Genomic DNA, 17254 nt, shown 5'->3' with positions numbered 1-17254 from the left:
CGACGATCACGCTCGACACCCGACAACCTACGGTTGCGTAGGTTACGCGACCGTTGGCGGGCAGCCAACCGTCACAGCAGTTCGAGCAGGAACGGCAGCTCCTGAGTGGCATACCAGGCAAGGTCGAAGTCCTCCACGTCGCCGACCGCGAGCTCGGCGTCCTGGTCACCGAGGTCGGCGGCATCGATCACCACCGCCGCGGCCCGCACCTTGTCCTCGGCTTCGGCGACGTCGACGTGCACCGAGGCGATGTCACGCAGCGCCACCGGCCCGGAGATGCGAACGACCGCGTCGTCGAGTTCGGGATGCAACGTCACGTCGGCGACATCGGCAGCCACCACCACGCGACGCGGCGGAAGTCTCGGCGTGTCCCCCGGTTTCGTGGTGCGCTCGTCGGCTGTCAGGTCCGCATCGGCGGCGTCGTCGCCGGGTTCGGGAGCCTCGCCGGCGAGCAACCGCAGCGAGGCGCGCGCAGCCTCGCGCATCGCCACCTCGGCGAGTTCCTCGTCGTCACCGGATACGAACGCCTCGCGCAGGGTCGGGGTCAACGCGAAGCCGGTACCACCGACCGCGCGGAACTCGCCGACCTCGTTGAGCTCCATCAGCATCGCCAGTGTTGCCGGCAAGTACACCCTCATCCGCACCATCCCTCAACCACATCGGCACCCCGCTGTCAGATCAATCCAACACCCTATCGGCTCGTCGGCGCCGGCCCCGGTGGGCGGCCGACCCAGCGGATCACTTGGTGGCCAGGAGCTCCTCATATGCCTCGGTCACATAGTCGGTCATCGCCGGCAGATCGTTCATGACCCCGCGGTCGGCGATGAACGCGAACTCCAGGTTGTCGCGGTAGTCGGTGATGCTGATAGCCAGCGCCCGCTGGGCCATCAACGTGGGGATCATGTACATCTCCGACACCGGGCACCCGTCCACGAACTTGTCGGCGACCGGCGATGTCCCCATCCCGACCGGCACGTTGTAGGCGCGGCGGTTCAGGCTGCGGAAGGCGCGCGAACTCAGCTCGGGAAAGGGCACCACACCCAATTCGGACAGGATCGGTTGCGGACCCATCGACAACCGTCGCGACGACTGCGAGTACCGATTGGCCAGGCCCGCCACCTGCGCCAGTCGCACCGCCGGATTGTCCTCCCCGACGGGCAGGTCGGTGACGAAGCTCGGTTTGCCCACGGCGATCCAGCGTGCCTCCGAATCGAGACGTCGCTCCACCCCCGGGTCACGCGCCGACAGTGGGAGCACCACGCGGACGGTGTCGGCGACGTTCACCGACTCGTCGAAGGACAGCATCCACCGGCGCATCACACCCGAGATGATCGCCAACTCCACATCGTTGACTGTGCAGTCGTAGCGGTCGGCGATCTTGGCGCATCCGCGACGTGGAACCGACGCCACCGCGAAGATCCGGGTCGACGTGGTCGAGTTGTTGAGTGGGCTCGACGGAGCCGAGTCGGAGAGTTGCTGGACGATGCTGCCCATACGGCGCAACGCGTCCTCGGCAGTGGAGCGCACCTCGGCGACCACCGAGTTCCCGTGCATCAACGAGTCCAACAAATCGCCGGGCCGGGAGAACGCCTCGGCCACCGCACCCACCGCCAGCGACACCGAACCGGGCGGCGCTCCCGGCATCCACAGGTCTTCGGCGAGCGCTTCGACCTCCGGCTGTTCGTCGCAGATCGCCTCGCTGATCTCGAGCGCGGCCTCGTCATCGACCAGACATCGGTGGGTCTTGGTCAGAATTGCCTGTTGACCGTTTGGGAGTCCCTCGATCAGGTACATCTCCCAGAGCGGCCGGGTCCTATCGAGTGGTCGCGACATGACCCGCGCGATCAGATCCTGCAGCTGCGCGGTGTCCCCGGGGCGCGGCAGGCCGGAGCGGCGGATGTGGAAATTGATGTCGAAATCAGGGTCGTCGACCCACACGGGGCGGGCCAGCCCGAGGGTCACTTCGCGCACCACCTGCCGGTACCGGGGAATGGACTGCAACCGGTTCTCCACCAGCGCGACCAGGCTCGGGTAGTCGAGTGTCCGGGTGGTGGAGCCGCTGCGCGCAGATTTCTTCGCCGACCCGGATCTCGCGCCGTCACCTGACTGCTGTTCGGCCGCCGCAGTCGTGCCCGACTTCTCCGATTCGCCCGCGTCAACGATCAGCAGCGCTCCGAGGTGAGTCGTCGAACCCGTCTCGTCGAGGAAATAGAACATCGCTTCGCGCGGGGACAGCCGGTTGACCACGAGTGTGATCTTAGTGGTGCTGTCGGTGAGTTCGTCCGGACTGTGCTTGCTCGATCGGTGAGTCAGGTCGGGCAACGGACATCAGACCAGCGTGAAAGCAACCAGTTGCCAACGATATTCCGCGGCGCGGGTCAGCACCGGGTGTCGCGGGCCGGGCGTGGCGCGCACACGACACGGCAGCTGCTCGATGCGTGCGGCGAACGCCCGCACACGCATCCCGCGACGATAACTACCGAAGATCTCGGCGGTGCCGGGGCTGAGCATCTGCACGTGCACACGACGCAACGTGGCGGTGTCGCCTGCCACGCCACCGGGTGGTGTCAGGCGGATGAGCGCGGTGACCTGATCGATGAGATGCGCGGTTGCCAGCCCCTCGAGATGTGCCACGGTGCGCCGACGGTCGATGACCTCGAGGACCAGGGTGATGGTGCGGATGGCGTGTCGTCGGGCGTCGACTGTCGCCTTCGACAGTGCCCGACGCGGCCGGCGGGTCGGCTCATCGGGCACCGCGCCGGGCACCGTGGCGGGCGCGCTCGTGTCGGGAGCGCCGCCAGGGACCTCGTCGACGGGACGGGCCGGCGGCTCATAGGACGGTGCGGGTCGGATCAGGACTCGAGAGGGCTCCATATGAATCGGACGCATCAGCGTGCCCGCCGGTTCCGTTTCCACAGCAAATTTCTCGACAAATCCGCTGTCGCAGAACTCGCTGAAGCGTCAGCGACGCTTCTTCTTGGACTTCGGCGGCTTCTGCCGAGCGCCCTTGACGCTCTCTCGCGCGGCCGCGCGGCGTTCGCGACGCGTCGCCGAGACCAACACCGGATCGTCGAGCTCCTCCTCTGCGGAGTGCACTTCGGTTCCGCCACCCTCGGAGGGACCGGAGAATGTCATCGGCACCTCCGGCTGCTCCACGCCGACGGCGCGTAGCGCCGGAGGGACCTGCTTCTCGGGGGCTTCCGGCTCCTGCGTAGCGCTGCCGTTCGCGGCCGCGAAGTCGGCGACCTCGGGCGACGACAGGGTCGCCTGCGCGCCCGGCGCGGGGACTCGTGGCGGGGCCTGCTCGGTCTGCACCTGGACGTTGTAGAGGAAGCCCAGTGCCTCTTCCTTCAGACCGTCGAGCATCCCGTGGAACATGTCGAAACCCTCGCGCTGGTACTCCACCACCGGATCGCGCTGGGCCATCGACCGCAGATGGATACCCTCGCGCAGATAGTCCATCTCGTAGAGGTGGTCCTGCCACTTGCGGTCGAGCACGGTGAGCAGAATGGTGCGTTCGAGCTGACGCATCGCGCCTTCGCCGGCGATGGACTCGATTTCCTTCTCCCGGGCCTCGTAGGCGGCGCGTGCGTCGCCTACGAGTACGTCTTTGAGCTCCTCGGCGCTGATGTCGTCGCGTTCGCCGAATTCGTTCTCGCCGACGACCTCTTTGGGATCCAGCTGGATCGGGTACAGCGTCCGCAACGCCGTCCAGAGTTCGTCGAGGTCCCAATCCTCGGCGTACCCCTCGCCGGTCGCGCCTTCCACATACGCTCCGACGACGTCGTCGATCATCGTCTGGACCTGTTCACGGTGGTCTTCGCCCTCGAGGATGCGGCGGCGCTCGGAGTAGATCACCTTGCGCTGCTCGTTCATGACCTCGTCGTACTTGAGGACGTTCTTACGGACCTCGAAGTTCTGCTGTTCGACCTGGGTCTGCGCGCTCCGGATGGCCTTGGTGACCATCTTCGCCTCGATGGGCACGTCATCGGGCAGGTTGACGCGATTCATGATCGACTCGAGCGCGGCGCCGTTGAAGCGACGCATGAGTTCGTCACCGAGCGAGAGGTAGAAGCGCGACTCCCCTGGGTCACCTTGACGGCCGGATCGACCGCGCAACTGGTTGTCGATACGACGGGACTCGTGGCGTTCGGTGCCCAGCACGTACAGGCCACCGGCCGCGCGCACCGCCTCGGCTTCCTCGGCCGCGGCCGCCCGGGCGACCTCGATGGCCTCGGGCCATGCGGCCTCGTATTCGTCGGGTGTGTTCACCGGGTCGAGCCCGGCCTTGCGCAACCGGGTGTCGGCGATGATGTCCGGGTTGCCGCCCAGCACGACGTCGGTGCCACGACCGGCCATGTTGGTGGCCACGGTGACCGCACCGGTACGGCCGGCCTCCGCGATGATCTGGGCCTCTTGCTCGTGGAACTTGGCGTTGAGGACGTTGTGCGGGATTCCGCGCTTGGTGAGCTGGCGCGAGAGGTACTCCGAGCGTTCGACGCTGGTGGTACCGATCAGGACCGGCTGCCCCTTCTCGTGGCTCTCGGTGATGTCGTCGACGACGGCGTCGAACTTGGCCTCTTCGGTCTTGTAGATCAGATCGACCTGATCCTTGCGGATCATCGGCTTGTTGGTGGGGATCGGCAGCACGCCGAGCTTGTAGATCTGATCGAACTCGGCGGCCTCGGTCTCCGCGGTTCCCGTCATGCCGGCGAGCTTGTCGTACATGCGGAAGTAGTTCTGCAGGGTGATCGTGGCCAGCGTCTGGTTCTCGGCTTTGATCTCGACGCGTTCCTTGGCCTCGATCGCCTGATGCAAACCTTCGTTGAATCGCCGTCCGTCGAGCACCCGGCCGGTGAACTCATCGACGATGAGCACGTCACCGTTGCGGACGATGTAGTCCTTGTCGCGATGGAAGAGCTCTTTGACCTTGATGGCATTGTTCAGGTAGCTGACCAGTGGGGAGTTGGCCGCCTCATACAGGTTGTCGATGCCGAGTTGATCCTCGACGAACTCGACGCCTGCCTCGTGCACGCCGATGGTCTTCTTCTTGATGTCGACCTCGTAGTGCACATCCTTTTCCAGCAGCGGCGCGATCCGCGCGAACTCGACGTACCACTTGCTCGATCCCTCGGCGGGACCGGAGATGATCAGTGGGGTACGGGCCTCGTCGACCAGGATGGAGTCGACCTCGTCGACAATCGCGTAGTTGTGGCCGCGCTGCACCAGATCGGGCAGCGAGTGGGCCATGTTGTCGCGCAGGTAGTCGAAGCCGAACTCGTTGTTGGTGCCGTAGGTGATGTCGGCGGCATAGGCTGCGCGGCGCTGCTCGGAATTCATGCCGGTCAAGATCACCGCGGTGTCGAGACCGAGGAACCGGTGTACGCGGCCCATCCACTCGGCGTCGCGCTTGGCGAGGTAGTCGTTGACGGTGACCACATGCACACCGTCGCCCGATAGCGCGTTGAGGTAGGCCGGCAGCACACAGGTCAGCGTCTTGCCCTCACCGGTCTTCATCTCGGCGATATTGCCGTAGTGCAGGGCCGCGCCGCCCATGATCTGGACGTGGAAGTGCTTCTGTTCGAGCACTCGCCATGCCGCCTCACGCGCCACCGCGAACGCCTCGGGTAGCAACTCGTCGAGCGAGGCACCGTCGGAGATGCGCTCCTTGAACTCGTCGGTCTTGGCCCGCAGTTCGGCGTCGGTCAGTGCCTCGACCTCGTCGGAGAGAGCCTCGACGTGCGACGCGATCGCATCGAGACGCTTGACCATCCGGCCTTCACCGACGCGCAGCAGCTTGTTCAGCACCGTGGATCGAGTCCCTCACTCTTGTCGACAACACACGAAATCCGGCCTGCAACGCAGTACAGACCGGATTCCATGGTACTCAGGTCGCCTTAGTGCAACCTGATCGGTGTCGGGCTGATCGATGTCAGGCCAAACGGATCAGACCGTAGTCGAAGGCGTGGCGCCGATAAACGACCGACGGCCGGTCGGTTTCCTTGTCGTGGAACAGGAAGAAGTCGTGTCCGACGAGTTCCATTTCGTAGAGCGCGTCGTCCACCGACATGGGGACCGCCTCGTGCTCCTTGACGCGGACGACCTGACCTGGCTCATGGAGCTCGACACCGTCATCCCACTCCTGAGCGTTCGCATCGGCGCCGGCATCGGGTTGGGCAGTGAGCTGGCCATCACGAAGCGGGGGCGCGCCGATCTCGGTGGCCTCGGCCACCGACAGCGGACGGCGGTTGCCGTAGGACACCCGACGGCGGTCCTTCACCCGACGGAGCCGGGATTCCAGTTTGTCGAGCGCGGCCTCGAGGGCGGCGTAGAAATTCTCTCCACACGCCTGGGCGCGTGCCTTGGGGCCTTTGCCCACCGCGGTGATCTCGACCTGTTGGCAGACCTTGGACTGTCGCCGATTGCGTTCGTGGTTCAGTTCGACGTCGAAACGGAAGATGGACGGATCGAAACGTTCGAGTCGGGCGAGCTTGTCTCCCACATAGATTCGGTAATGGTCTGGGATCTCGACGTTGCGTCCACTGATGTCGACCTTGGCATTGGGTTCGGCGGGGTCGTCGGCGGCGACGGAGCCGGCAGGTCGGACGAAGGCAAAACTGGGATCGAAGGCCTCGTCTGAGGTCGGACGGGCCTGCTTGGAGTCCGGGGTTGATTCGGGGGCTCGTTCACCGACCTTCGACTCGCGATGGCCTTTGCGGTGGATGACTGTTGACATAAACAACTACCTCCTTGTGGTGGTTCCCACCCGAGGACCGCAGTGTCACGACGCGACCTGATCCGATCCACCGGCACAGGCGGCATGATGCCGCTGGTGGAGGACGCCGATCAGGATGTACCACTCGCGTTTCTGCCGCCGGGCGCAGAACCCACGGCAGGAGAGGCTGGACAGCGACGTCAGACTCGTTGTCGCGCTGACACCTTCGTCGTCGGTAGGGAATCGAGTCCATGCCAGCCGACGGCTGACACTCAGTGGCAGGGGCCTCACCTCCTCGTGAAAAGCGGTGGCTACCTGTTGTGCCTTCGACCGTAGCCGGAAGTTCGCCTACTGGCCACGTTTCCGGGCAACAGACGCGTGTCACGATTGTCCACCGGCGATTCGGTGCATCCCCAGATCTGTCGTCACCGCCTCGGCCGGCCCCGCGACGATCCACGACCCCGGTCATACTCGACCGATGACCCGATGGCGCCCCGGCCTGGCCGGCCATGCCGCCGACGTCGCGCGCGCCGGGGTCGATCTGATGATCCCGACACACTGCGGCGGGTGCGATCTCCCCGGCATCGCGTGGTGCGCGCAGTGCGCGGCGACCCTGGCCGACTCCCCGGTGCGGCTCGAGCCCCGGGTGAAGGTCGGCGTGCCGGCATGGGCCCTCGGGCGTTACCGCGGGCCACACCGGGCCGCCCTGATCGCGGTCAAGGAGCACGGTCGTCGTGATCTGGTCGAGGAGCTCGCCGATGCCTTGGCGCGGGGGCTGGTGACGCTCGCCCAGTGGGGTGAGATCCCGGACCGCCACACCTTGACCTTGGTTCCCGCGCCCACCCGCGCCGCGTCGGCACGACGTCGGGGTGGAGATCCGGTGACCGCTATCGCCCGAGCCGCCGCTGTGCGCCTCGGACCCCGGGTGCGGGTGGCGGAGTTGCTCGTGACGGCCTCGCGGGCGCGGGACTCGGCAGGCCTCGATGCACGTGGACGGGTGGCCAATCTCACCGGCGCCGTCCACATGCGGCGCCGGACGCGGACCCGGCCGCTGCCCGGCGGAACTCTGGTGCTCGTCGACGACATCCTCACCACCGGTGCCACCGCGGCCGAGGCGTCGCGGGTACTGTCCACCCACGGCCTGCGCCTCGCCACGGTCGTCGTGATCGCCGGCGCCTGACATGCTCCCTGGGCCGGGAGGTGTGTCAGGCGGGCCGGGTCATGGCAGGACCGGGATCACGTCCGGGGCCATCGCCGGTTCGACTTCCGTCCAGTACTGGTCGGGCTGCCCATTTGAGCTGCCCAGGCGCAGCACACCAAGGGTGTCCCCGACGTAGACGGTGGACTGGTCGGCGACGACGGCACGCACCGGCGGCGACAGGTTGCCCGACAGGAGTCCGACCGCGGGCGTGCCGTTGATCGACAGCTGGGCGACCGGGGACTCGACGGTGTCCCGGGCCACCATCAGGGTGGTGGGCGACGCCCAATCCAACGACACCGCCCGGTTACCGATGTTGTAGGCCGCGATTCGTGGGCTGGTCAGCGAGAGCCCGCCGTCGGCATTGGTGCTGACCACCGCGAAGACCACCTGGCCACCGACGATGAGCGCCACCCGCACCCCGTCGGGGGCCACCTGCAACTCGGTGATCGCCCCACGCGCCACCGTGGCGATGGCGTCGGCATTCACCGGGATGAGCCGTTCACTGTCGCCGGACTCGTCGCGCATCCATTGCACGGGTTGTCCGTCGACGACCGCCCAGACCGCGTTGGCGTCCTGCCCGAACGACGGCCGAGTGATCGAGACCCCGCTCGTCACGACCGCCGGATTCGCACCGTAAGGCCCGACGACCAGGTCGAATCGCCGTTCGGCGCGGGCGAGCACGGCCGCGTCGGTCTCGCCGTCGGCGGAGATCATCGCGGAGCGCACCGCGGTGCCCGAGCCGAGCGGGCCGTCGACGGGCACCGTGCCGGAGTCGGTGACCTTCAGCAATGCCCCCGACCGGATGATGTTGAGGCCGACATCGGTGGCAGGCACCGCGGTCGGGTCGAACGAGCGTACGTCGGTGGTCTGCCAGCCGGGCGCGCGCTCGGGGATCAGTGGACCGCCGTCGGCGTTGATCACGTACGGCCCGCCGATGTCGGCGGCGTCGAGGGTCCAGATGATCTGCGCCGCCAGCGCGGTACGGTCGCGGGTCGAACTGGAGCCGATACCGGTCAGTTCCACCCGCACGCCACCGTCGTTCAATGCGGTGACCGGCCCACGTAGTGCGGCACCGTTGGGGAAGCCGCTGTCGACGGCGTCTGCCAGGTCGGCAGCCGGCCCCGCGATCAGCCGGGTGAGCAGTTCGGTCGCCTCGGTGTCCTTGCCGGAGTAGAACCATCGTGGGTCCGCGACGAGGTGTTCGAGGCTGCGGTTGGTGAAGTACAGCGTGGCGCCGCGGTAGGCGGTCTCGAACTGGTTGCGGTCGAGCATCGTGCCGTTGGGCAGCGGACCGTCGATGCGCCATTGATCGCCGACGCGGGCCAGCGAGAGTGTGGTCTCGACCCGGCCTGTCGCCGGCAGCAGTTCCCCGTCGGTTTTCAGCGTGCCGACATTGTCGCCGATCAGACGCAACCGGACGGCGTCCTCACTGCGTTGGTCGACGAAGATGTTGATCTCGTCGATGATCAGCATGTCGCCTCGATCGTCCCACTGCTCCGACGAGGTGGTGGTGAGGAACTTGCGCGCAGCCTCGTGTCCGGAGTCCGGGTCGGCGGTGGCCTTGAGGAAGGCCCGCACCAGCGACTCCGGATCCATATCCGCCTGCGGGACCGGCACGGCATTGGTCGGCCCCTGGCGTTCGAACGCGGTGATCGGTTGAGGTGATGAACTGCTGGGGATCGATCCACAGGCACTCAGACCGCACAAGACTGCCAGCATCATCGCCAGCGTCGACACCGCACGATGCGCCGAGCCCCCGGCACCGGCCGGTGCGTGATCAACCGGCGCCATTGCCACCTCCCCCGTTGCTGCGCTGTGGCACGGTCGGGCCGTGTGGCCCCGATGGGTTCTGCGGCATAGATGTGCTTTGCGTTGCGGGTGGGTTCTGCGACGCGGGCGAGTTCTGCGGTGCTGATGCCGGGGTGTCGTCGGCACCCAACTCGGGCCCCGCGACCGGCTTCGGCGCGGTGCGCGCGGGTGACTGACGGCCCAGCCCCCCACCCACCGGTTTGAGCGGCAACGGGCTGCCGAGCACCTTGTGGCCCCGCACCAATGGCAGCGTCAGCCGGAAGCTGGCTCCGTTGCCGGGTTCTCCCCAGGCCTCCAGCCGGCCCTGGTGCAGGCGGGCGTCCTCGATGCTGATCGCCAGACCGAGCCCGGTGCCGCCGGAACGACGGAAGCGCGACGGGTCCGACCGCCAGAATCGGTTGAAGACGAGTTTTTCCTCCCCGGGCCGTAGTCCGATGCCGTGGTCTCGCACGGTGATGGCCACCGCGTCGCCGTCCGACCGCATCGTCAGCACCACAGGGCTGCGCTCACCGTGATCGATGGCATTGGCGAGCAGGTTCCGCAGGATCCGCTCGACGCGGCGGGGATCGATCTCGGCGATCACCGGTTCGGTCGGAAGGTCCAGCACCAACTCGGTTCCGGTCTCCTCTGCCAGGTGGCTGACCGTCGCGAGCGCACCGTCGATGGGGATCGCCATATCCATCCGCTCGGCGGCGAGTTCGGCCATACCGGCGTCGTGGCGCGAGATCTCGAGCAGCTCGTTGAGCAGCGTCTCGAAACGGTCGAGCTCCTTGTCGAGCAGCTCCACGGATCGTTTGCGCACCGGATCGAGTTCGTCGCGCCCCTCGTAGAGCACGTCACTGGCCATCCGCACCGTGGTCAGTGGAGTGCGCAGTTCGTGGCTGACGTCGGAGGTGAACTGTCGCTGCAGTCCACCGAACTCCTCGAGATGGGTGATCTGTTTCGACAGGCTCTCGGCCATATCGTTGAACGACATCGCCAGCCGCGCCATGTCATCCTCACCTCGAACCGGCATCCGCTCCTTGAGCCGGCCGTCGGCGAAGCGCACGGCGATGCGCGATGCGCTGCGCACCGGAAGCACCACCTGCCGCGACACGAGCCAGGCGATCGCGGCCAGCAGACCAAGCAACACGACGCCACCGGTGACCAGGGTGCCGCGCACCAGATCGACGGTGTTCTGTTCGCTGGTCAACGGGAACACGAGGTAGAGCTCGAGACCTGGCACCGATGCGTTGGTCGGTGTGCCGACGACGAGCGCGGGTTCCGACCCTCCGGACGCATTGGAGATCGAGGTGTATTGGTAGGCGACCTGCCCACCTTCGACCATGTCTCGCAGGTTGTCGGGGATCTCCGAGATCGGTCCGACGCCGCTGTCGCTCCCGTCGTCCTCGGTACCCGGCACCAGCAGCACCGTGTCGAAAGTGCCCACCGTTCCGGAGCTGTCGCTGGTGTCGACGTCACGGTCGGTGAGCAGCGATCGTGTCTGGCGCAGCCGATTCTGCACCGACATGTTGCCATCGCTGCTGGTCAGATCCCGTTCCACGGAGATCCGGGCGCGCTCGACCTCTTCGGTCGCCGCAGCGAGTTTCACATCGAGGAGCCGGTCGGTGATCTGACTGATCAGCACGAACACCAGGATGACGATCACAACGAACGACAGCACCAACGTCGAGACCACCACGCGCAGCTGGAGCGATCGCCGCCAGATCCTGCCGAAGGCACGACCGACGCTGCTCGCGACGCGGGTGACCCGCCCGAAGGTGCTGTTGACGCGACGTCGAGGACGGCCGATCACGGCGGGCCGGCCTTGTAGCCGACCCCCCTCACCGTCAACACGACCTCAGGATTTTCCGGGTCGGTCTCGACCTTGGCTCGGAGACGCTGGACATGCACGTTCACGAGTCTAGTGTCCGCGGGATGGCGGTAACCCCACACCTGCTCCAGCAGGACGTCACGGGTGAACACCTGACGCGGCTTACGTGCGAGTGCCACCAACAGATCGAACTCCAGCGGGGTCAGCGAGATCGGTACCCCATCCCGGGTGACCTTGTGCGCGGGGACGTCGATCTCGACAGGACCGATGGACAACAGCTCGGCCGGCTCCTCGTCGGTACGGCGCAGCCGGGCGCGCACCCGCGCGACGAGTTCCTTCGGCTTGAACGGCTTCACCATGTAGTCGTCTGCGCCGGATTCCAACCCGAGCACCACGTCGACGGTGTCAGATTTCGCCGTCAGCATGACGATGGGTACACCCGAATCGGCGCGCAGTACCCGGCACACGTCGATTCCGTTCATCCCCGGCAACATGAGGTCGAGCAACACCAAGTCGGGCCGGATCTCCCGAACCGCGGTCAAGGCCTGCGTCCCGTCACCGACGACAAACGGCTCGAAACCCTCGCCGCGCAGCACGATGGTGAGCATCTCAGCGAGTGCGGCGTCGTCGTCGACGACGAGGATGCGAGGCTTCATGCTCTCAATGGTGACACTTTCGTGACCCAACCGCGGAGATGACGCGCCGAACCGCACCGGTCCACCCATCCCTCCGGGACACTCCGGCGCCACACTCCTGCACGACGCACCGCCGCGCCTCGGCGGGTCGACCCACCCGCGGCCGTTACCATCGCGCTCGTGGGTCAACTCATTGCCGTCGAGGGACTCGACGGCGCCGGCAAGAACACCTTGGTCACCGAACTCGTCGACCGATGGCGCAGAGACGGACTCCGGGTCTGGACCGTGACGTTTCCGCGCTACGGAGAGTCTGTGACCGCAGATCTCGCCGCCGAGGCGCTGCACGGCCAACACGGCGACCTGCGCGAGAGTGTCTACGCGATGGCACTCATGTTCGCCCTCGATCGTGCCGACGCGGCCGACGAGATCCGCGCAGCCGTCGCCGCACACGACATCGTGCTCCTCGACCGGTACGTGGCGTCCAATGCCGCCTACAACGCCGCACGGCTGAGCCAGGACGCAGACGGCGAGATGGTCGAATGGGTCCGCGAGGTCGAGTTCCACCGATTTCGACTGCCGGTCCCCGACCACCATGTACTCCTCGGCGTGGCGCCCGAGGTAGCCCTCGACCGAGCGGCTCGTCGAGCCGCGACCGACGCCACCCGTCCCCGCGATCTCTACGAGCGGGACACCGACCTGCAACTTCGCGTGGATCACGTGTATCGGCAACTGGCCCAGTCGATGTGGATGTCACCGTGGTTGTCGACCGCGGACGGCGATCCGGCCGAACTCGCGCGACGTCTACTGGACGACTGAGCGCAATGCCCGCCGACGACGATTTCGATAGCCTGGGAGTTCCACCCCGCCGCGGGAAGGAGGGCGCATGACCCAACAGCCGCCGGATGGCCCGCAGCCGTTTCCGCCCGCACAGCACCCTCCGTACGGTCCCGCGCCGTGGCCGCCGCCCACCCACGGGCCGGGCGCAGGGCAGTTCGGCGGGTATCCGCCCACTCCGCAGCACGGCTGGGCGCCTGGGTATCGGCCGCCGTATCCTCCCCCACCGCCCCGCGGCCCGCGCGCCGGGATGATCGTCGGCGCGGTGCTCGGGGTCGTGACTATCGTCGTCATCATGGCCGCAGCGGTCGTGCTGACCGTCGCCACCGAGACCGACAACAGCTCCGCCGGCCGCGATCACCCCATCACACAAGGGGTCCCGACCGAGGAAACCGCGAACGCAGCCGATGCCGGCGCCATCCGCTCGGCCATGCAGATGTTCGTCGACGCGGTCAACTCACGCGACGTCGCCCGTATCCGGGCCTCGGTGTGTAGCGCGTTGCGTCCGCAGGTGACCACGCCCCTCGACATCACCGGAAACGTGGTCCTCGAAGAGTTGACCGATATCACGGTCACCGGGGATGCGGCCGCCTCGACGGTGTCCACACACGTCGAGCTCGGCAACCAACGCTCGATGACCAAACGCAACGACGAGAGCTTCGCCCGCGAAGACGGCACCTGGTACGTCTGCCCCGGCACCCAACTCGACATCGGCACGTAGGGTCCCGCCGACGGAACCCACTTTCACGTCGACAGAACCCCGAAAATCGCCGAGAGAAACCCACGGTCGGTGACCGTGTCGCGACTGTCGATCGCGGTGGGTTCTCTCGGCGATTTTCGGGGTTCTGTCGACCGCCGTGGGGCGAGTGACGAGGTTGGGTGCGGGGTGGGTCAGTAGCGGTAGTGCTCCGGCTTGTACGGGCCTTCGACGTCGACGTTGATGTACTCGGCCTGCTCCTTGGTGAGCTTGGTCATCGTGCCACCGAGCGCCTCGACGTGGATACGTGCGACCTTCTCGTCGAGATGCTTGGGCAGGCGGTAGACCTCGTTGTCGTACTCGTCCTGCTTGGTCCACAGCTCGATCTGCGCGATCACCTGGTTGGAGAAGCTGTTGCTCATCACGAACGACGGATGGCCGGTCGCGTTGCCGAGATTGAGCAGACGCCCCTCGGACAACACGATGATCGACTTGCCGCTCTCGAAGATCCACTGATCCACCTGCGGCTTGACGTTGATCCGCTTGGCACCGGAGTTCTCGAGGCCGGCCATGTCGATCTCGTTGTCGAAGTGACCGATGTTGCCGAGAATTGCCTGGTTCTTCATCTGCCGCATGTGCGCCAGGGTGATGATCCCCAGGTTGCCGGTCGATGTGATGACGATGTCCGCGTCGGCGATTGCCTGCTCGACGGTCACCACGTCGAAACCGTCCATCAGCGCCTGCAGGGCGTTGATGGGGTCGATCTCGGTGACCTGGACCCGCGCTCCCTGTCCGGCAAGCGATTCCGCGCAACCCTTACCGACGTCACCGTAGCCGCAGATCAACACCTTCTTGCCACCGATGAGCACATCGGTTCCGCGGTTGATGCCGTCGATCAGCGAGTGCCGAGTGCCGTATTTGTTGTCGAACTTGCTCTTGGTGACCGAGTCGTTGACATTGATGGCCGGGAAGGTCAGCTCGCCGGCGGCGGCGAACTGATACAGCCGCAACACACCCGTCGTGGTCTCCTCGGTGACACCCTGCACCGAGTCGGCGATGGTCGTCCACTTGGTCTTGTCGGTCTCGAAGCGGGACCGCAGCAGTTCCAGGAAGACCTTGTACTCAGCGGGATGGTCGTCCTCGGCGGGCGGGACCACACCTGCCTTCTCGAACTCGGCACCGCGCAGCACCAGCATGGTGGCGTCGCCACCATCGTCGAGGATCATGTTGGCCGGCTGGTCGGGCCAGGTCAGCATCTGCTCGGCGGCCCACCAGTACTCGGCGAGGGTCTCCCCTTTCCACGCGAACACCGGAACACCCTTGGGCTCCTGTGGCGTGCCGTGCGGACCGACCACGACCGCGGCGGCCGCGTGGTCCTGGGTGGAGAAGATGTTGCAGGAAGCCCAGCGAACCTCTGCGCCCAGCGAGGCCAGCGTCTCGATCAGAACCGCCGTCTGCACCGTCATGTGCAGCGAACCGGAGATGCGAGCCCCCTTGAGCGGCAGCACATCCGCGTATTCGCGGCGCAGCGACATCAGACCGGGCATCTCGTGCTCGGCGAGTTCGATCTCTTTGCGGCCGAAATCCGCAAGTGACAGGTCGGCCACCTTGAAGTCGATCCCGTTGCGACTGTCTGCCGCAGGTGCGGAGTCCGCCACCGTGGTCATCTCGTCCCCTTCGTCTACCTTGTCGTCTGCCTTGTCTCTGGCAAGGCTATCCGACCGGGACGCGGGGCTAGGTGTCGCGGGTGGGATGCGGCAGATGCTCGCGTGCGATGTCGTCGGCGACGAGATCGGGGTCCTCGAACGGGCTGTCCGTCTTCTCCGGCCGCAGCCGGAGATTCACGATGCTGGCCGCAAGCCCGCCCCACACGATCACCATCGCGATGATCATCATGATGATGGCACCGGCGCTCATCGAACCGCCTCCTTCTCCGGCTTGGTGTCCAGTGGGGGCCACGGTTGGAATCCAGGATAGTCGCGGCCCCGCCACGACGGCAGGGTCAAGGCCACCGCACCGACGACGAGCAGCGCGATCGTGCCCCATCCGAACACTCCCAGATACCACTGCGGGTAGCCCTCGTAACCGTCGTTGATGATCGAGATGATCTTCTGCACCAACATCACGGTGAGGAAGACCGGCCCGACGACGCCGATCAACGCAATCCACCAGCGTCCCAGCTGGAATGTCGACACCGCGTTGAGATGTCGACGCAACAGATCCGCGTCGCGCGCCAGCCACACCGTGAAGACCGTCATGATGATCGCCGAGGACACCACACCGATGTTGTTCGCGAACTGATCGACGGTGTCGAGTGCGATCAGTCCGGAGGTGGTGGAGAACAGGCCGATCGAGATCACGCCGCTCACGCCGGCGGTGATCACTGCGGCCACCACGCGTGACAGCCCGAACTTCTCCTGAAGCGAACTCGAGACGCCGATCAGCAACGAGATCAGGGAGGTGAAGCCGGCGACAACGAGCGAACCGAAAAACAACGCCCCCCAGAAGCTGGCGCCCGGCATCTCCGAGATCACCGCGGGGAAGGTGACGAACGACAGGATCGGGCCGGTCAGGCCCTCCAGGTCCGAGATCGCAGTCTGCTGCTGGTAGGCCAAGAAGCCCAGTGCACCGAAGACGCCGATGCCGGCGAGGATCTCGAACGAGGAGTTCGCGAACGCCACCACCAGGCCCGAACTCGTCATATTCGCCTTGCGGCGCTGGAACGACGAGTAGGCGATCATGATGCCGAACGCGATCGACAGAGAGAAGAAGATCTGGCTGTATGCGGCGATCCAGACGTCGAGATCCGACAGGGCCGACCAATCCGGACTGAACAGCGCGTTGAGGCCGTCAGCCGCGCCGGGCAGGGTGACGGCGCGCACGACGAGTCCGGCGAATCCGACGAACAACAGCGGGATGAAGACCATGTTGATCTTCTCCACACCTCGGGCCACACCCAGGCACAGCACGGCCAGGATGGCCAACCACACGATCACCAGCGGCAGCGCGACGTTGCCGACGACCGTCGTGGAGATCTCCGGGTCACCCACCTGGAGGTAGTCGGAGAGGAAGAACGTCTGTGTGTCTTCACCCCAGCGCAGGTCGAACGAGTAGACGAAGTAGCTCATCGCCCAGGCGATCACCGCGGCGTAGTACACGCCGATCACGAACAGCAGTCCGGTCTGGAACCAGCCGATCGCCTCGGCGTGACGCCGGATGCGACGGAACGCCAGCGGCGCAACCGCGCGATATCGATGGCCGATTGCGTAGTCCAGGAACAGGATCGGAATGCCGGCGGTGAGCAGTGCGCACAGATACGGAACGATGAACGCTCCGCCACCGCTTTCGTAGGCAACGCCGGGGAATCTCCAGATGTTGCCGAGTCCGACCGCAGATCCGATCGCGGCCAGGATGAAGCCGGAGTTCCTGGTCCACGTCTCACGATTCGCGGTGCCAGCGTCGGGGTTGGCCACAGTTCCCTCCCTCGTCGGTTCTGCCCGACGCTATCGCACCGGTGGGGTCTGCGGGCGTCATTCGACCTCGCGCGTCA

At 66.2% G+C, this 17254-nt stretch carries 14 protein-coding genes; 3 read left to right on the top strand and 11 right to left on the bottom strand.

Annotated elements, in window-relative coordinates:
* Positions 1–71: 71 nt before the first annotated feature.
* From VX037_RS00930 to hpf, 5 genes are all read right to left on the bottom strand, one after another.
* Positions 72–638 (bottom strand): DUF6912 family protein, encoded by a 567-nt coding sequence (locus VX037_RS00930; RefSeq protein ID WP_266061562.1) that lies wholly within the window; start codon positions 636–638, stop codon positions 72–74.
* Between the two features lie 100 nt (positions 639–738).
* On the bottom strand, positions 739–2247 hold the full coding sequence (locus VX037_RS00925) for a wax ester/triacylglycerol synthase domain-containing protein (protein WP_328712904.1): 1509 nt from the start codon (positions 2245–2247) through the stop codon (positions 739–741).
* 81 nt (positions 2248–2328) lie between these two features.
* Positions 2329–2916: an Rv3235 family protein gene (locus tag VX037_RS00920; protein ID WP_328712903.1), complete on the bottom strand. Its 588-nt coding sequence runs from the start codon at positions 2914–2916 to the stop codon at positions 2329–2331.
* A gap of 45 nt (positions 2917–2961) precedes the next feature.
* Positions 2962–5808 (bottom strand): preprotein translocase subunit SecA, encoded by a 2847-nt coding sequence (secA, locus tag VX037_RS00915; protein ID WP_328712902.1) that lies wholly within the window; start codon positions 5806–5808, stop codon positions 2962–2964.
* Positions 5809–5932: 124 nt separating this feature from the next.
* Positions 5933–6736, bottom strand: coding sequence for a ribosome hibernation-promoting factor, HPF/YfiA family (gene hpf, locus VX037_RS00910; RefSeq protein ID WP_328712900.1), 804 nt, complete (start codon positions 6734–6736; stop codon positions 5933–5935).
* A gap of 457 nt (positions 6737–7193) precedes the next feature.
* On the opposite strand from hpf, the gene VX037_RS00905 reads away from it, so the two are divergent.
* A complete protein-coding gene (locus tag VX037_RS00905; RefSeq protein WP_235725028.1) occupies positions 7194–7895 on the top strand; it encodes a ComF family protein in 702 nt (233 codons plus the stop codon).
* A gap of 39 nt (positions 7896–7934) precedes the next feature.
* On the opposite strand, the gene lpqB is transcribed toward VX037_RS00905, so the two are convergent.
* Genes lpqB through mtrA form a run of 3 tightly spaced genes read right to left on the bottom strand, consistent with a single transcriptional unit; the run spans position 7935 to position 12194 of the window.
* Positions 7935–9707 (bottom strand): MtrAB system accessory lipoprotein LpqB, encoded by a 1773-nt coding sequence (gene lpqB, locus VX037_RS00900; protein WP_442903619.1) that lies wholly within the window; start codon positions 9705–9707, stop codon positions 7935–7937.
* Positions 9694–11520 carry an MtrAB system histidine kinase MtrB gene (gene mtrB, locus VX037_RS00895; RefSeq protein WP_308191720.1) on the bottom strand — a complete coding sequence of 609 codons (1827 nt, stop codon included), beginning with the start codon at positions 11518–11520 and terminating at the stop codon, positions 9694–9696. Before mtrB ends, lpqB begins: the two co-directional genes overlap by 14 nt.
* Positions 11517–12194, bottom strand: a complete 678-nt coding sequence (gene mtrA / locus VX037_RS00890) for an MtrAB system response regulator MtrA (RefSeq protein WP_004023513.1) — start codon at positions 12192–12194, stop codon at positions 11517–11519. The genes mtrB and mtrA overlap by 4 nt, the downstream gene beginning before the upstream one ends.
* A gap of 159 nt (positions 12195–12353) precedes the next feature.
* Between mtrA and VX037_RS00885 the strand changes: the two genes are divergently transcribed.
* Both VX037_RS00885 and VX037_RS00880 read left to right on the top strand, forming a co-directional pair.
* On the top strand, positions 12354–12989 hold the full coding sequence (locus VX037_RS00885; RefSeq protein ID WP_266061557.1) for a dTMP kinase: 636 nt from the start codon (positions 12354–12356) through the stop codon (positions 12987–12989).
* Between the two features lie 67 nt (positions 12990–13056).
* A complete protein-coding gene (locus VX037_RS00880) occupies positions 13057–13728 on the top strand; it encodes an Rv0361 family membrane protein (RefSeq protein ID WP_287016824.1) in 672 nt (223 codons plus the stop codon).
* Between the two features lie 170 nt (positions 13729–13898).
* Here the strand turns inward: VX037_RS00880 and ahcY are convergent, their stop codons facing one another.
* The 3 genes from ahcY to VX037_RS00865 form a co-directional block, all read right to left on the bottom strand.
* Positions 13899–15371 carry an adenosylhomocysteinase gene (gene ahcY / locus VX037_RS00875; protein ID WP_235725024.1) on the bottom strand — a complete coding sequence of 491 codons (1473 nt, stop codon included), beginning with the start codon at positions 15369–15371 and terminating at the stop codon, positions 13899–13901.
* Between the two features lie 67 nt (positions 15372–15438).
* Positions 15439–15621: a methionine/alanine import family NSS transporter small subunit gene (locus tag VX037_RS00870; RefSeq protein WP_235725023.1), complete on the bottom strand. Its 183-nt coding sequence runs from the start codon at positions 15619–15621 to the stop codon at positions 15439–15441.
* Positions 15618–17177, bottom strand: a complete 1560-nt coding sequence (locus tag VX037_RS00865; protein ID WP_235725022.1) for a sodium-dependent transporter — start codon at positions 17175–17177, stop codon at positions 15618–15620. Before VX037_RS00865 ends, VX037_RS00870 begins: the two co-directional genes overlap by 4 nt.
* Between the last annotated feature and the right edge of the window lie 77 nt (positions 17178–17254).

The sequence above is a fragment of the Gordonia sp. Z-3 genome (assembly GCF_036233855.1).
GTDB classification, from domain to species: domain Bacteria; phylum Actinomycetota; class Actinomycetes; order Mycobacteriales; family Mycobacteriaceae; genus Gordonia; species Gordonia tangerina.
The sequence above is the reverse complement of the archived record's forward strand: the minus strand, read 5'-3'. Positions and strand labels throughout refer to the sequence as shown.

Coding starts and splice junctions, on each gene's coding strand:
- VX037_RS00930 (WP_266061562.1), bottom strand. CDS start 638: ATGAGGGTGTACTTGCCGGCAACACTGGCGATGCTGATGGAGCTCAAC.
- hpf (WP_328712900.1), bottom strand. CDS start 6,736: ATGTCAACAGTCATCCACCGCAAAGGCCATCGCGAGTCGAAGGTCGGT.
- VX037_RS00905 (WP_235725028.1), top strand. CDS start 7,194: ATGACCCGATGGCGCCCCGGCCTGGCCGGCCATGCCGCCGACGTCGCG.
- lpqB (WP_442903619.1), bottom strand. CDS start 9,707: ATGGCGCCGGTTGATCACGCACCGGCCGGTGCCGGGGGCTCGGCGCAT.
- mtrA (WP_004023513.1), bottom strand. CDS start 12,194: ATGAAGCCTCGCATCCTCGTCGTCGACGACGACGCCGCACTCGCTGAG.
- VX037_RS00880 (WP_287016824.1), top strand. CDS start 13,057: ATGACCCAACAGCCGCCGGATGGCCCGCAGCCGTTTCCGCCCGCACAG.
- ahcY (WP_235725024.1), bottom strand. CDS start 15,371: ATGACCACGGTGGCGGACTCCGCACCTGCGGCAGACAGTCGCAACGGG.
- VX037_RS00870 (WP_235725023.1), bottom strand. CDS start 15,621: ATGAGCGCCGGTGCCATCATCATGATGATCATCGCGATGGTGATCGTG.